Here is a 15,176-nt window from a genome sequence, read left to right on the forward strand (position 1 = left end):
TCGCGAAGGAGAGGTCGGACGGCGGTTCAGGCGGGCTCGGCCGGCGGCTCGGCGCGTCCGAGCAACCCCGGAAGGTGCTGCAGGTGCCAGTCCCGCAGGGACGCCAGCGCCGGGTGGGCGAGGTTGCGGGCGAGGTAGCCCTCGATCCGCGGGATGTGGGCGAGGTAGGCCGGCTTTCCGTCGCGCAGGTTCAGCCGGGCGAAGATGCCGAGGATCTTGGTGGCGCGCTGCGCCGCCAGGATGGCGTAGGCGGTGGCGAAGCCCTGCACGTCGAAGGCCGGATCGCGGGCACGGCGCTCGCGGGCGTAGAGCCCGAGCAATCGGAGCTCGAACTCGGCGTTGGCGTCGACCCGGGCGTCCTGCAGCAGCGAGGCGACGTCGTAGGCCGGGTGGCCGAGCACCGCGTCCTGGAAGTCGATCACGCCGATGCGCTCCAGCCCGTCGCGCTCGGGGAGCCAGATCAGGTTGGGGGAATGGTAGTCGCGCAGCGTCCAGGTCGGGCGGGCGGGCATGGCGCCCTTCAGCACCTCGGCCCAGAGCGCGCCGAACGCGTCCCGCGCCTCGGGCGGGAGCGTGACGCCGCGCAGCGCCGGGGCATACCAGTCCGGCAGCAGCTCGGTCTCGAACAACAGCGCCTCGGCATCGTACGCCGGGATCACGTGGTTGATGCCGTCCGCCACCGGCAGGACGCCCGGCAGCTCGACCGCGTGGAGCTTGGCGAGCAGGCGCGTCGCCTCGGCGTAGCGCTCGGGCCGCGGGCCGGCGGCGTCGACCACCGGCTCGGTGCCGAGGTCCTCGAGGATCAGCAGCCCGGTGTCGAGGTCCTCGCCGTAGATGCGCGGCGCCGAGAAGCCGAGCGCCCGCAGGCCCCGGTCGATCGCGACGAAGGCGTGGACGCTCTCGGCGAGCTTGACGATCGCGCTGTAGGGCTTTCCGTCGCGCACCGGCGGCCCGTCGGCGCGCGGCGGCGAGATCATCAGCACCGCCGACCGGCCGTCGGGATGCGTCAGGCGCTCGTAGGCGCGCGACGACGCGTCGCCCTGCATCAGGGTGCGGGTCGCCTCGTCCCAGCCGCTGCGGGCGAGAAGGGCGCGGACCGCGCGCGCCCGGTCGAGGCGGGCGCGCATGCCCTCGGTGCCGGAGATGCGGGCGAAGCGCGAGCCCTCGCCGAACTCGGGCCGCAGCGACAGGTCGATCGACAGGACCGGCCCCTCGCGCGGCGGAAGCCGCTCGGGCCACTCGACCAGCGTGATCGCGGCCTCGGTCATCTCGTCGAAACCGAGCTCGACCAGCTCGTCGGCGCTGCGCAGCCGGTAGAGGTCGGCATGGACGATCGCGCCGAGGCGACCCTCGTAGGGCTGGATCAGCGTGAAGGTCGGGCTCGGGACCTCGAGGCTCGGATCGTCGGCAAGCTCGCGGATCAGCGCGCGCGCCAGCGTGGTCTTGCCGCCGCCGAGGCCGCCCGAGAGCGCGACGAGGTCGCCCGGCATCAGGAACTCGGCCAGGAACAACCCGAGATCCTCGGTCGCGCCCTCCTCCGGCAGGACGATCTCCCAGGCCGGCGGCTGCGCGTCCGCGGGGGGCGTGCCCGGCGAGGGGGCTGCGCCCGAGACGGCACCCTGCCGGTCGTGATCGGGATCGTCCTCGCCCAAAACCGTCAACCTCCGAGCGCCGATGCGCGGCGCGGCCTTGCAACCGTACCGGTCTATCGGAGGATCCTTAACCGAACTTCGCGAAAACGCGCATCCCCGCACGGGGCGGCACCGGTCGCGACCGGCGCGGCGCGGTCGAAGCCGGTCGTCGCGATGAGATCGGCCGGGCGTGCGGGACAGCTCTGCCCATCCGCGGCCGGTCACGCCGCGGCGATCTGCGGCGCGTCGCCGCCGGCGGCCTTCCAGCTCCGGATCAGGGCGAGGGTGTCGGCCAGCGGCACCGGGCAGCCATAGAGGTACCCCTGGCCGTAGGCGCAGCCCATCTCGGCGAGCGCGGCCGCCTCGGCCGGCGCCTCGATGCCCTCGGCCACCACGGGGATGCCGAGCTCGTCGGCGAGCACGAGGATGGTCTGGATGATCTTGCGGTTGCACGGGGTGGTCAGCATCGCCCGGACGAAAGCGCGGTCCACCTTCAGGGTCGTGATCGGCAGCTTCGACAGGTAGCTCAGCGACGAGTAGCCGGTGCCGAAATCGTCGATGGCGATGCCCATGCCCGCCTCGCGGCACACGCTGAGGGCCTCCGTGGCGCCCGCGGGATCGCGCATCACCGTGCTCTCGGTGATCTCCAGCTTCAGCGTCGCGGGGGCGATGCCGGTGGAGCGCAGCATCTCGCCGACCATCGCCGGGAAGCTCGCGCGGGCGAGGTCGTAACCGGTGACGTTGATCGAGAGGAACAGCGGCCCGTCGGCGGCGCCCGGGTTCTGCAGGGCCGCCATCATGATCTCCGGCATGATCCGGCCGACCTCGGAGACGACCCATTCGGTGATCTCGACGATCAGCCCGCTCGATTCGGCCACGGGGATGAACGTCATCGGCGGCACCAGGCCCTGCTCGGGGTGGCGCCAGCGGATCAGCGCCTCGAAGCCGGCCAGCGTTTCGGTGCCGAGCCGCACGATCGGCTGGAGGAACAGCTCGAACTCGTCGCGGTCGAGCGCCCGGCGCAGGGCGCGCTCCATCATCACCACGGAAATCGCGGCCTGGAAATCCGCCTTGAGCGCCGGCGAGGGCTCGACGGCGACGGGGCGCGCCGTCACGGCCGGGGCATGCGGCTTCAGCAGCGCGATCGCGTCGCGATAGCGGGCCATGACCACGCCGAGGCACAGGCGCAGGATCGGGTCCGCCTGCAGGAGGCGATTCTCGATCTGCGCCTCGGAGATCGGGACGAGGACGCAGTCCTCGATCGCCCGCGCCGAGGTGGGGCGCGGGCCCGAATCGAGGATCGCCATCTCGCCGAAGATCTCGCCGGGGCCGCGCTCGGCGAGCGGTTGCTCGATGCCGTCGCGGCGCAGGAAGATCGCGGCCCGTCCGGCGACGATCAGGTAGGCCACGGTTCCGGGCTCGCCTTCCTCGAAGATCGCGCTGCCGGCGGGCAGCGTGATCGTAGCGTTGGGATCGTTCATCGTCCGGTCCATGTCCCACCGAAACTTCAGGTGGCCTGGAGCGAACTTTGCCCGACGGACATTAATCAACCTACAATTCGTTCGATCCCAAGCCGCGCAATACATACCGCCGCGAACGAATGCTGCGGCAGCGAAAAACGATCGATGACGTTGCGGCGCATACAACCACTGGATGGTCAGGCGAATACTATCTCCGATAGAAATCCGCATCGCCGGCCATCACCGGCGGCCTTCGGCGGCGCGATCACGCGACGAAGCGCCAGACGTGGCTCTGCTTGATCTCGGCATCCTCCAGCGCCCGCGTCACCGGCACGGCGTAGCTGGCGATCGCCTCGAGGCGGGCGCGCGGCAGGTAGCTGCGGCCGGGATCGCCGATGAGCACCGTGGTGCCGGCCGCGTGCAGGCGGCCGAGCCAGTCGCCGACCGCGCCGGCGAGGTCGCGCTCGTAGAAGATGTCGGCGGCGAGCACGAGGTCGACGTCGGGCACCGTGCCGATCAGGTCGGCGGAGGAGGTGGCGATGCGCCCGGAGACGCCGTTGGCGGCGGCGTTCAGCGGGATCGCCGCGATCGCGAAGGCATCGAGGTCGCTGGCGAGCACCGAGGCGGCGCCGGACCGCGCCGCCGCGATCGCCACGAGGCCGGAGCCGGAGGCGAAGTCGAGCACGCGCCGGCCGGCGGCGATTTCCGGGTTGTCGAGGAGGTAGCGGGCGAGGGCTTGCCCGCCGGCCCAGGCGAAGGCCCAGAACGGCGGCGGCAGGCCGATCTCGGCGAGCTCGTCCTCGGTCTTCTGCCACAGCTCCGTCGCCTCGTCGGCGACGTGGAGCACGATCTCCGGCGCATGCGCCACCGGCAGCAGGCGGGTGTTCGCGCGGATGAAGGCGGCGGCGTTCTCCGGCGTGATCATGGCCCGAGCAGCTCGCGATAGAGGCCGCACACGGCCTGCGCCACCGCGTGCTCCGAGAACCCGTCCTCGACGATGCGCCTGCGGGCCGCCGCGCCGAGGGCGGCCACGCGATCCGGATCGCCCGCGAGCCGGACCAGGGCGGCGGCCAGCGCCGGCGCGTCGCCGGGGGGGACGACGAGGCCCTCGATGCCGTCGCGCACCAGGGCGCGGCAGCCCGGCACGTCGGTGGTGAGCAGCGCCCGGCCGCAGGCGGCGGCCTCCAGCAGGGTGCGCGGCAGGCCCTCGCCGCCGCGGGAGGGCAGGCAGCCGACATGGGCGCCGGCGAAGGCCGCGACCGCGTCCCGCGTCGGCCCGAGCCAGGCGACCCCGTCGCGGGACCAGTCGCGCAGCGTCGCCTCGGGGATCGCCCGGCGGTTCGAGGGATCGGGCGCGCCGTGCAGCGCAAGCTCGACCGCAACGCCCTGCGCGCGGGCGAGCCGCACCGCCTCGACGGCGACGTCGATCCCCTTCGACCACAGCATCCGCGCCACGATCGCGACCCGGAGCGGCGGATGCGGCGGCAGCGGCCGCGGCACGAACGCGTCCGGGTCGACGCCGGCACCGCCGACGATCGTCACCGCGGTGTCGGCCGGGTCGAGGCCGAGGGCGGCGGCGTCGTCCGGGTTCTCGAACAGGAAGCGGGTGCGCTTCGAGGCCAGCGGCCCGCGGATCAGGTGGCGCAGGGCGGTCCGCGAGAGGCGTCCGGCCGCGTCGGCGCGCGCGCCGATCAGCCCGAGGCCGGTGAGCGCGTAGACGCGCGCCGGGATGCCGGCCATCGCCGCCGCCGTGCCGCCGACCAGGATCCCGCGCAGCGCGATGCAGTGGACGATGTCGGGCTTCCAGGCCTTCAGGATCGCGGCGAGCTGCCCCGCGGCGTAGCCGGCGGCCATCGGGTTGAGGCTGGAGCGCTCCGCCTCCAAAGCGATCACCCGGGCGCCCGTCGCCTCGACCACCGCGCGGTGGTCGCGCACCCGCGTCACCACGGCGACCGACAGGCCCATCGCCACCGCCGCCCGCGCCATCGGCAGGAAATGCGAGGCGAAGAACCAATCCTCGGTGACGACGAAGGCGAGGCGCCGCATCGGCGCGGCGGGGGCGGAAGGGGCGGCGTCCATCGCACGAGCCTCTAACACGGGCGCGCATCCGTGTACGGCGGATACGCAGACGCCGGAACACGGCCGCGCGGCGACCGGTTGAGGGCAGGCTTTCGCAAGCGAGGAGCAGCGCTCATGGCATCGGATCTCGTGTCCTCGGACGAGACCGCCGGCACCGTCGTCGACCCGCGCGACGCGGCCGCCGAGGCCGGGCTCGCCTACGTCGACGACACGATGCCGGGCCTGACCCGGAAGAAGACCGCCAAGGGCTTCCGCTTCGTCGACGCCAAGGGCGCGCCCGTCCGCGACAAGGCGCAGGTCCAGCGGATCAAGTCCCTGGCGATCCCGCCGGCCTACACCGACGTGTGGATCTGCCCGCGCAAGAACGGCCACATCCAGGCCACCGGGCGCGATGCCAAGGGGCGCAAGCAGTACCGCTACCATCCCGATTTCCGCGCGGCGCGGGACTCGACGAAGTTCAGCCACATCATGGCCTTCGCCGACGCGCTGCCGGGCATCCGCACGCGGATCGACGCGGACATGCGGCGCAGGGGCCTGTCGCGCGAGAAGGTGCTCGCCACCGTGGTGCATCTCCTCGAGACGACGCTGATCCGCGTCGGCAACGACGACTACGCCAAGGCCAACAAGAGCTACGGCCTGACGACGCTGCGCGACCCGCACGTGACGGTCGAGGGCGCGGCGATGACCTTCCGCTTCAAGGGCAAGAGCGGCAAGACCTGGAACCTGTCGGTGAAGGACCGGCGCGTGGCCAGGATCGTCAAGGCCTGCCAGGACCTGCCGGGCCAGGAGCTGTTCCAGTACATCGACGAGGCCGGCGAGCAGCGCGACGTGACCTCGTCGGACGTCAACGCGTACCTGCGCGAGATCTCGGGGCAGGACATCACGGCGAAGGACTTCCGCACCTGGGCCGGCACGGTGCTGGCGGCGCTGGCGCTTCGCGAGTTCGAGACCTTCGACGGCGAGGCCGGCGCCAAGAAGAACGTCCGCGCGGCGATCGAGAACGTATCGGCCCGGCTCGGCAACACGCCGACCATCTGCCGCAAGTGCTACATCCACCCGCAGATCATCGACTGCTACCTCGAAGGCGCCCTGCTGCTCCAGGTGAAGGACGCGGTCGAGAGCGAGCTGGTCGAGGATCTCGGCCGCCTGCGCCCGGAGGAGGCGGCGGTGCTGAGCCTGCTGCAGACCCGGCTCGCCGGAGACGCGCCCTCGACCGGCACGGCGAAGGCCGCGCCCCGGACGGCTCGGGCCGGCAAGGCGGCGAAGACGAACACGCCGCGCAAGCCCGCGGCGAAGGCCGCCAAGGGCGCGGAGGCCGCGCGCGCCTGAACGCCCGCCCGGCCGGGTCGCGGCGCGCTCAATGGCGCGCCGGACCCTCGCCCGTGCTGGCCCGCGCCGATTCGGCCCCGCGACGGCCCTGCTCGGTGTCGAGCACCGGCGCGAGGCCGAGCTGACGGGCGAGCGAGACCAGATCCTTCAACCGTCCGGTCTGGGTCTTGCGGCGCAGGTTCAGGCGGTGGGTCTCCACCGTGCGGACCGACAGCATCAGGCGGCGCGCGACCTCCTTGTTGCTGAAGCCGGCGCTGAGGAAGCGCAGGACCTCGGCCTCGCGCGGCGTCAGCCCGAGGCTGTCGGCCGGCTCCGCGGACGGGGCCGTGCCCGCCTCGACCTCGCTCCGGGCGATCAGCCGCGGGGCGCCCTCGGCCAGGGCCAGCACGGCGTTGCAGAGGTCCCGCGGCGTGGCGGAGCGGGCCACGAAGGCGTCCGCCCCGGCCTCCCGCAGCGCGTCGACGTCGGCCGCGTTCAGCGCTTGGAACGCCACCAGCGTCCGCAGCGCCGGCAGGCGCGCCTTGAGGTCCACGAGGTGGCTGAGCCCGACCTGCAGCCGGGTCTCGTCCAGGAAGATCAGCGCGACGGTGTTGGCCGGGTCGACCTGGTCGAGGTCGGCCTCGCCGATCGTATGGAGCGCCGGCATGTGCTCCAGCGTCGCGCGGAAGGCGGGATTCAGCTCCTGGGGCTCGTCGAACACCAGGACGTCTACGGCCGTACTCATACCGCGCACCCTTCTTTCCCGGCATGGCACAATTCGGCCGGGGTCGGAAGAAGTGCTTCAAGACTCGTTCCAGACGAATCCTGCGGTCTTTTGCAGTCGACTTGTGTCGAAATCAGATACGGCGCCGGACTTATACTTAACGCGTGTCTCGCACAGGCACAGCGCGATCAACCTTAACGTCCACCCGTCTCCGTGACGACCGAGCGACGCAGGGCGGCGGGTCCCCGTGCCGGCGAAGCGGACCGGGCTTCAGCCAGCGCGGGCGAGGACGAGGTCGTTCTCGGCCGAGACGACGCGGTCGCGCCCGGAGGTCTTGGCCTCGTAGAGGGCGATGTCGGCGCGCTTGGTCAGCGCGGTGACGCTGTCGCCCTCGCACCAGGTGCTGACGCCGAAGCTGCACGTCATGCGCACGGGGCCGCGCGATCCGCGGATGCGGAGGTCCCTCACCTGCAGGCGGAGGCGCCCGGCGACGGCCTCGGCCTCCGCGAGGGAAAGTCCGGGCAGCACCACCGCGAACTCCTCGCCGCCGAGGCGCCCGACGATCCCCTGGGCGCCCAGAAGCTCGGCTACGGCCTTGATCGCGGCATCGCCGACATCGTGGCCGTGCTCGTCGTTGATGCGCTTGAAATGGTCGATGTCGGCGAGCACGGCCGAGAGCGCCCCGTGGTTGCCGGCGCGCTCGGTCGCCGCGCCGACCCGGGCGAAGAAGGCGCGGCGGTTGAGCAGGCCGGTGAGCGGGTCGGTCTCGGCGAGCCGGATCAGCTCGTTCTGCATCGTGGTCAGGCGCTCGGCCGCGCGCAGGCGCGCATGCAGCTCCTCGGCGCTCGGCGGCTTCTCGATGAAGTCGTCGGCGCCGCTGTCCAAGGCCTCAGCGAGGTTCCGCGCGTTGCGCGCCGACGACATCGTGACGACGTAGAGGGGGCGGCGCGCCTCGGCGAGGAGCCGGGCCGACCAGCACAGCTCCAGTCCCGTCACCGGCCGGACCTCGAGGCTGGTGATCAGCACCCGGACGCTCGGGGTCTCCTCCAGGAAATCGCGGGCGGCGGCCGAGTCCGTGAAGGCGCTCACGACGTGCCCGCGCGGTTCCAGCAGCCCGGTGATGATCTTGAGGACGACGCGGCTCGAATCGACGATGACGATGTGCATGGCGCGCGATACCGATGGAAACGGGTTCTGATGCAACCAGGCCTTAAAAACCTTAAGATGCAGTCTCGGCTCGCGCACACGTGGATGATCGGCGACGGAATCGTACGAACGCCGGTCGGCGCCGACGCGGCGCCGAGGACGAGCGGGAACCCCGATTGCGGGTGCGGGAGGCGAGCGTGACCGCGACAGGAAGGTCGGAGGGGGCGGAGGCGGCGCCGTACCCGCGCACGCCGGACGGGCGCTACTTCGTCGTCCGGGAGCGGCTCTGGCGCTGCACCGACCCGCGCCTGCCGGAAGCGGCCCGGCAACGCCACGTCGACGCGCTGATGGATGCGCGCCGCGCCGTCGGGGCGGCCAAGCGCGCCGAACGGAAGGGCGATCCCCAGGCTCCGGCGCTGCTGCGGTCGGCGCGCGGCGGCGTGCAGGCCGCCAAGGAAGCCCTCGGCGAGCGCGGGCCGGTCTGGTGGACGGATGGAGCCGAGGACCAGGGCGGGCGCCATCCGCGCAACACGCCCTATGCCGCGTGGTACGCGGCGCTCACCGAGCCCGAACGCCGCTGACGCTCAGCGCCGCGGCACGGAGACCGTGACGACCGAGACGCCGTTCCCGGACTGGACCTGCCCGCCCGAGGTCCAGGCGCCATCGCGTCCGCGCGACAGGATGCGCGGCCCCTGCCCGCGGCGGGAGGCCGGGTGAAGGCCGGGGTTGATCACGGTCAGGCTCGGCGCCGCCACCGGTGCCTCGCGCACGCCCGAGATCGTCGGGATGCCGTAGGTGCCGTAGCTCCAGGGGGCCGGGACGATGCGGTTCGGCGAGGGCACGCTGCTGAAGGGCGCACCGATATACGCACCGCGCACCGCCTCGTCGGCGAAGCCGTACCCGACCGGACCGCCATAGGCCGAGCCGTAGCCGTAGGGTGCGACGCGCACGGTCTCGGCGTGCGCGGCCCCGACGCCGAGCGACAGGGCGGCGGCGAGCGCGAACCGGGCGGCGATCCGCGAGCGGGACGGATGGTGACGGGTCATGGATCGCAACTCCGGTCGGGACGCTGACATGCGGGGCAAACCCCGGTCTCGCCGATCTCGTTCCGGTCGGCCCGCCCAAGCCACGGGCGAAGACTGCTTAAACCGCGCGGCGAGCGCTGTTGCCCACAGAATTGCGCGCGGCGCCGAAGTCGATCCCGCTCAACGGCAAGTGGTGATACGGCGAACGATCCAGCCTTCGCCCTCGACCCAGAGACGACGGCGGATCCGGCTGCAGGTGCCGCCGTCGTCCTCGCCCTCGGTGGCCGAGACCGGACGGACGGGGGGCGTCACCTCGGCGACCTTGGTCACGGTCGCGGTGGCGGGGGCCGCCGACGCCGTCGTGGGGGCGGCGAAGCCGAGGAGCGCGACGAGCGCGAGGACGGGAGCAACGGACGTCGTCGACATGGATCTGGGTCTCGCCTGGGCAGCTTGGCCGGCGCGCCGGCACCGGAGCGGAGACGCTTCGTGCGTGTCCGAACGGGTAATCCGCGACCCTTCGTTTCGGTTGCAACGCCTGCGCGGATCTCGCGACGAATGCTCCGATTCGGCACGGATGGAGCGCGGATCCCGAACCGCGCCGTGCGCCCTCAGTCCAGCTGCTGGATCAGCCCGTCGCGGATGGTGACCCGGCGGTCCATGCGGGCGGCGAGCTCCATGTTGTGGGTGGCGATGAGGGCGGCGAGGCCGGAAGCGCGCACCAGCGAGAGCAGGATCGAGAAGACGTGCCCCGCGGTCGAGGGGTCGAGGTTGCCGGTGGGCTCGTCGGCGAGCAGCAGGCGCGGGCCGTTGGCGACGGCGCGCGCGATCGCGACGCGCTGCTGCTCGCCGCCGGACAGCTCCGCCGGCCGGTGGACGAGGCGGTCCTTGAGGCCGAGGAAGCTCAGGAGCTCGGTGGCGCGCGCCTTCGCCTCGCCGCGCCCGAGCCCGCGGATGAGCTGGGGCATCACCACGTTCTCCAGCGCCGAGAACTCCGGCAGCAGGTGATGGAACTGGTAGACGAAGCCCATCTCCTCACGGCGGAAGCGCGTGCGCTCGGCATCCTTCATCGCCGCGGTCGGCTGGCCGCCGACGTAGACCTCGCCGCCGTCCGGCCGCTCCAGCAAACCGGCGAGGTGCAGCAGGGTCGACTTGCCGGCGCCCGACGGCGCGACCAGCGCGACCAGCTCGCCCGGCCAGATCGCGAGGTCGGCCCCGCGCAGGATGTCGAGCGACCGGTCGCCCTGCGCATAGCGCCGCTCGACGCGGGAAAAGAACAGGGCCGGCACCGGCGGGATGCCGGCGCTCTCGGAGGTGCCGCTCATGGAAGTGCCGCTCAGCCGTAGCGCAGCGCCTGCACCGGATCGAGCCGGGCCGCGCGCCAGGAGGGATAGACCGTCGCGGCGAGCGCGAGCAGGAACGAGGTCAGCACCACGACCGTGATCTCGGTGGGGTTCATCTCGGCCGGGATTTCGGCGAGGAACCGCACCGTCGGGTCCCAGGCGCCGGGAAACAGCACGCGCTGGATCGGCTTGATGTTCAGCGTGATCAGGATGCCGAGCCCGAGGCCCGACAGGGTGCCGACGAGGCCGATCAGCGCGCCGTTGATCAGGAAAACGCGCATCACCGTGCCGGGGGTCGCGCCCATGGTGCGCAGGATGGCGATGTCGCTCGACTTGTCGCGCACCAGCAGGATCAGGCCGGAGACGATGTTCAAGGTCGCCACGACGACGATGAGGCTCAGGATCAGGAACATCACGTTGCGCTCGACCTCGAGCGCCCCGAAGAAGGTTCGGTTGCGCTGGCGCCAATCGGTGAGCAGCACCGGCCGCTCGGCCGCCAGCTCCAGCGGCTCGCGCATGGCGGCGACCGCGTCGGGGTTGTCGATGTAGATCTCGATCAGGCTGACGTCGCCCTCGCGGTTGAAGAACGCCTGCGATTCCGCGAGCGGCATGAACACGAAGGTCGAGTCGAACTCGGTCATGCCGATCTCGAAGATCGCCTTGACCGTGTAGCTCTTGGTCCGCGGCGCGGTGCCGAAGGCCGTGGTCGCGCCCTTCGGCGTCGAGAGCGTGATGGTGTCGCCGGCCTGGATCGCCAGGCTGTCGGCGAGCCGGCGGCCGATCAGCACCCCCGAGCCGTCGTCGAAGCCCTCCAGCGTGCCGCCGCGAAGCGACTTGGCGATGCCGCCGATCGCCCCGAGGTCGTCGCCGCGCACGCCGCGGACCAGCACGCCGCTGCCGCCGTAGGGCGACGAGGCGAAGGCCTGGCCCTCGACCAGCGGGATCGCGGCCCGCACGCCCGCCACCTTCGACAGGCGCTCGGACAGGTCGGCGAAATCGGTGAAGGTCCGGTCGATCGGGGTGACGAAGATGTGGCCGTTGATGCCGACGATCTTCGACAGCAGCTCGGTCCGGAAGCCGTTCATCACCGAGAGCACGATGATCAGCGTCGCGACGCCGAGTGCGATGCCGAGCACCGAGAAGAACGCCACCACCGAGACGCCGCCGCCGCGGCGGCGCGCGCGCAGGTAGCGTCCGGCGATGATCCACTCGAAGGCCGCGAACGGCGCGGTCGCCCCGCGCAGCCATGCCGGCTTCCGCGTGCTCGCCTCGGTGCCGGCTTCGACCGCCATCGGAGCCTCAGGCACGCCGGATTCGGGTGATCAGGTCCACCGGCGCCAGGGTCTCGCGCTCACCGCCGGCGCGGCGCTTCAGCTCGACCTTGCCCTCGGCCAGGCTCTTGGGACCGACCACCACCTGCCAGGGCAGGCCGATCAGGTCCGCGGTGGCGAACTTCGCGCCCGGCCGCTCGTCGCGATCGTCGTAGAGCACGCTGAGGCCGGCGGCCTCGAGCGTCCCCTGGATCTCGGCGCAGGCGGCGTCGGCCGCGGCGTCGCCGGTCTTCAGGTTGATCAGCGCGACGTCGAACGGCGCGACCGCATCCGGCCAGATGATGCCGGCCTCGTCGTGCGACGCCTCGATGATCGCGGCGACCAGGCGGCTCGGGCCGATGCCGTAGGAGCCCATGTGGACCGGGCGCTCGATCCCGTCCGGGCCGGCAACCTTGGCGCCCATCGGCTCGGAATACTTCGTGCCGAAGTAGAAGATGTGCCCGACCTCGATGCCGCGGGCCGACATGCGGTTCTCCTCCGGCACCTCGGCGAAGGCGTCGGCCTCGTGCATCTCGTCGGTGGCGGCGTAGTGCGAGGTCCAGGCGTCGACGAGGCCCTGCAGGCCGGCGACGTCCTCGAAATCCACGGTCGCGGGCGGGATCTCGAAGTCGAGATAGGCGCGGTCGCAGAACACCTCGCTCTCACCGGTCTGGGCGAGGATGATGAACTCGTGGCTGAGGTCGCCGCCGATCGGCCCGGTATCGGCCCGCATCGGGATCGCCTTGAGGCCGAGGCCCGCGAAGGTGCGCAGGTAGGCCACGAACATCCGGTTGTAGGCGTGGCGGGCGCCGGCCTGGTCGAAGTCGAAGGAGTAGGCGTCCTTCATCAGGAACTCGCGCGAGCGCATCGTGCCGAAGCGCGGGCGCACCTCGTCGCGGAACTTCCAGGAGATCTGGTAAAGGTTCTTCGGCAGGTCCTTGTAGGAGCGCACGCTCGCCCGGAAGATCCCGGTCACGACCTCCTCGGCGGTGGGGCCGTACAGCATCTCGCGGTCGTGCCGGTCCTTGATGCGCAGCATCTCCTTGCCGTAGGCGTCGTAGCGGCCCGATTCCCGCCACGGCTCGGCGGACTGGATCGTCGGCAGCAGCAGCTCGACCGCCCCGGCCCGGTCCTGCTCGGTGCGGATCACGTCGCAGACCTTGTTCAGCACCCGCAGGCCGAGCGGCAGCCACGCGTAGATGCCGGCCGATTCCTGGCGCACGAGGCCGGCGCGCAGCATCAACCGGTGCGAGACGATCTCGGCTTCCTTGGGCGTCTCGCGCAAGGTCGGCAGGAAGTAGCGGGACAGACGCATGAGGCTTCTTTGACGGATCCGGCGGTCGGTTCGGGTCTGGCGGCGCGCGCGGACGCCGATCCCGTTGCCGGGGGCACACAACACATTGCAACCGGAAAACACAAGCGGCTTGGGTCTTCGGGGCCGGCCGGAGCCCGGTTTCGTCGCTTCGCCACCCGCCGACGGCCCCGGAGACGGTTCCCTGCAATTTCTCGGCGAAAAAACGCAGATTTGTCCCTTCGACCCGGTGACAGGACGAAATGTTGTTCCTATAAGCAGCCCGCGATGGTTGCGTAGCCCCTCAGAGGGAACGCAAAGGTCCGGGTCTCGGGAGGAAAATCGACCGCCACGCAGTCAATGCGTAGGACAACCAAAGGTCGAACCAGATTGACTGCTTGAAAAGCAAGGCCTCGGGCCTTGCTTTTTTGTTTCGTACGCCCGTTAACGCTCAGGCCGGCAGCGGCCCGGTGGCCGGCACGTCTCGAGCGGTGCGCAGGTTGGCCAGCCCGTAGCCCGCCACGCAGAGGTAGCACAGCACCGGCACCCCGAGGGCGGTCCCGAGCCCGGCATGGTCGGCGAGGGTTCCGGTGATCACCGGCACGATCGCTCCGCCGACGATCGCCACGCAGACGATCCCCGACCCCTGCGCCGTGCGATCGCCCAGGCCCTCGATCGCCATCGCGAAGATCGTCGGGAACAGGATCGCGTTGGCGAGGCCGACCGTGAGCAGCGTCCAGGCGGCGACCGACCCGTGGGACAGGGCCGACACCGTGACGAGGAGGCCGGCCGCGACGGCGCAGGCCGCGAGCGCCGCGCCGGCCCGGACATGGCGCAGCGCGAGGCTGCCGACGATGCGCCCGGCCAGCGCGCCGCCCCAGTAGACGCTGAGCAGATGGCCGGCGGTGGCCGGATCCGCCCCGAGGACGCGCGGCTCCTCGAGGTAGCTGACCATCAGCGTGCCGATCGAGACTTCCGCCCCGACGTAGAGGAACAAGGCCAGGGCGCCGAGGGCGAGGCGCGGCCGGGCGAGCAGATCGAGGCCGAAGCCCGCGACCGCCGCCGTCGGCGTCTCCCGGACGCTGCCGCGAAGCGACCAGAACAGGATCGCCAGCGCGAAGAGGCCGGCCGCGATGGCGAGGAACGGCCCCTGCAGCACCGCCGCCTCGGCCTGCCGCGCGGCGGCGAGCATGGCGGGCGAGGCGGTCGCCGCATCGGCCGGCGCCGGAGCGTCGCGGCCGAGGATCGCCCAGGCGCCGACCGCCGGGCCGACGGTGGTGCCGAGCGCGTTGAAGGTCTGCGCCAGCGTCAGCCGGCTCGACGCCCGCTCGGGCGCACCGAGCCGCGCGACCAGCGGGTTCGCCGCGACCTGCAGCACCGCGATGCCGGACGCCATCACGAACAGGGCGAGGAGGAACAGCGGGAACACGCCGGCCCGCGCGGCGGGCGCGAACAGCACGCAGCCGGCCGTCATCACCAGGAGCCCGAGCACCAGCCCGCGCATGTAGCCGATGCGGGAGACGAGGAGGCCGGCCGGCAGGGAGACCACCGCGTAGGCGATGAAGAACGCGAACTGCGTCAGCGTCGCCTCGGCGTAGCTCAGCGCGAACAGGCTCTTGAACTTCGGGGTGACGATGTCGACGAGAACGGTGGCGAGCCCCCAGGTGAAGAACAGCGCCAGGACGATCGGCAGGAGCCGCCGTGCCGCCGCACCGGCGGCGGCCTCGCCCTCCGGCGTTGCGCCCGGCGCCAGCATGCGATCCTCCGTGGTCCTGGGATGACGGGCGGTCGAGCGCCGCGCCACGGCGAAGCTTTCGCCAAGCGTCGACGGGCTGTCAACGCGACATCCGGGAGCGGTAGGC

Annotated in this window: 14 protein-coding genes; 2 read left to right on the forward strand and 12 right to left on the reverse strand. The window is 71.9% G+C overall.

Going from position 1 to position 15,176, the window contains the following annotated elements; translation table 11 throughout:
* Positions 1 to 26 precede the first annotated feature (26 nt).
* The 4 genes from tsaE to FV227_RS10100 form a co-directional block, all read right to left on the reverse strand.
* Positions 27 to 1,550 carry a tRNA (adenosine(37)-N6)-threonylcarbamoyltransferase complex ATPase subunit type 1 TsaE gene (gene tsaE, locus FV227_RS10085; protein ID WP_246686432.1) on the reverse strand — a complete coding sequence of 508 codons (1,524 nt, stop codon included), beginning with the start codon at positions 1,548 to 1,550 and terminating at the stop codon, positions 27 to 29.
* A 302-nt stretch (positions 1,551 to 1,852) separates the two neighbouring features.
* Positions 1,853 to 3,112: an EAL domain-containing protein gene (locus FV227_RS10090; protein WP_147729209.1), complete on the reverse strand. Its 1,260-nt coding sequence runs from the start codon at positions 3,110 to 3,112 to the stop codon at positions 1,853 to 1,855.
* Positions 3,113 to 3,356: 244 nt separating this feature from the next.
* The gene (locus tag FV227_RS10095) at positions 3,357 to 4,016 is read right to left on the reverse strand and encodes a methyltransferase (RefSeq protein WP_147858855.1); all 660 of its coding nucleotides are present in this window, start codon (positions 4,014 to 4,016) and stop codon (positions 3,357 to 3,359) included.
* Positions 4,013 to 5,170 carry a glycosyltransferase gene (locus FV227_RS10100; RefSeq protein WP_147858856.1) on the reverse strand — a complete coding sequence of 386 codons (1,158 nt, stop codon included), beginning with the start codon at positions 5,168 to 5,170 and terminating at the stop codon, positions 4,013 to 4,015. The genes FV227_RS10095 and FV227_RS10100 overlap by 4 nt, the downstream gene beginning before the upstream one ends.
* A 114-nt stretch (positions 5,171 to 5,284) precedes the next feature.
* On the opposite strand from FV227_RS10100, the gene FV227_RS10105 reads away from it, so the two are divergent.
* A complete protein-coding gene (locus tag FV227_RS10105) occupies positions 5,285 to 6,499 on the forward strand; it encodes a DNA topoisomerase IB (RefSeq protein ID WP_147729742.1) in 1,215 nt (404 codons plus the stop codon).
* A 28-nt stretch (positions 6,500 to 6,527) separates the two neighbouring features.
* Here FV227_RS10105 and FV227_RS10110 read toward each other — a convergent pair whose 3' ends face one another.
* Both FV227_RS10110 and FV227_RS10115 read right to left on the reverse strand, forming a co-directional pair.
* Positions 6,528 to 7,223, reverse strand: a complete 696-nt coding sequence (locus tag FV227_RS10110; protein WP_147727879.1) for a response regulator transcription factor — start codon at positions 7,221 to 7,223, stop codon at positions 6,528 to 6,530.
* A 249-nt stretch (positions 7,224 to 7,472) separates the two neighbouring features.
* Positions 7,473 to 8,369, reverse strand: coding sequence for a diguanylate cyclase (locus tag FV227_RS10115; protein ID WP_147727878.1), 897 nt, complete (start codon positions 8,367 to 8,369; stop codon positions 7,473 to 7,475).
* A 176-nt stretch (positions 8,370 to 8,545) separates the two neighbouring features.
* Here FV227_RS10115 and FV227_RS10120 point away from each other — a divergent pair, with 176 nt between their 5' ends.
* A complete protein-coding gene (locus FV227_RS10120; RefSeq protein WP_147858857.1) occupies positions 8,546 to 8,929 on the forward strand; it encodes a hypothetical protein in 384 nt (127 codons plus the stop codon).
* Positions 8,930 to 8,932: 3 nt separating this feature from the next.
* On the opposite strand, the gene FV227_RS10125 is transcribed toward FV227_RS10120, so the two are convergent.
* The 6 genes from FV227_RS10125 to FV227_RS10150 form a co-directional block, all read right to left on the reverse strand.
* Positions 8,933 to 9,394: a hypothetical protein gene (locus FV227_RS10125; protein ID WP_147727876.1), complete on the reverse strand. Its 462-nt coding sequence runs from the start codon at positions 9,392 to 9,394 to the stop codon at positions 8,933 to 8,935.
* 159 nt (positions 9,395 to 9,553) lie between these two features.
* On the reverse strand, positions 9,554 to 9,799 hold the full coding sequence (locus FV227_RS10130; RefSeq protein WP_147727875.1) for a hypothetical protein: 246 nt from the start codon (positions 9,797 to 9,799) through the stop codon (positions 9,554 to 9,556).
* A gap of 182 nt (positions 9,800 to 9,981) precedes the next feature.
* Positions 9,982 to 10,695 (reverse strand): ABC transporter ATP-binding protein, encoded by a 714-nt coding sequence (locus tag FV227_RS10135; protein ID WP_147727874.1) that lies wholly within the window; start codon positions 10,693 to 10,695, stop codon positions 9,982 to 9,984.
* Between the two features lie 11 nt (positions 10,696 to 10,706).
* Entirely contained in the window at positions 10,707 to 12,005 is a 1,299-nt protein-coding gene (locus tag FV227_RS10140; RefSeq protein WP_147727873.1) for a lipoprotein-releasing ABC transporter permease subunit, read from the reverse strand.
* Positions 12,006 to 12,012: 7 nt separating this feature from the next.
* Entirely contained in the window at positions 12,013 to 13,338 is a 1,326-nt protein-coding gene (gene proS / locus FV227_RS10145) for a proline--tRNA ligase (protein WP_147727872.1), read from the reverse strand.
* 427 nt (positions 13,339 to 13,765) lie between these two features.
* Positions 13,766 to 15,070, reverse strand: a complete 1,305-nt coding sequence (locus FV227_RS10150; protein WP_147858858.1) for a sugar MFS transporter — start codon at positions 15,068 to 15,070, stop codon at positions 13,766 to 13,768.
* Positions 15,071 to 15,176: the final 106 nt, after the last annotated feature.

This window comes from Methylobacterium sp. WL119, from assembly GCF_008039875.1.
GTDB lineage: Bacteria > Pseudomonadota > Alphaproteobacteria > Rhizobiales > Beijerinckiaceae > Methylobacterium.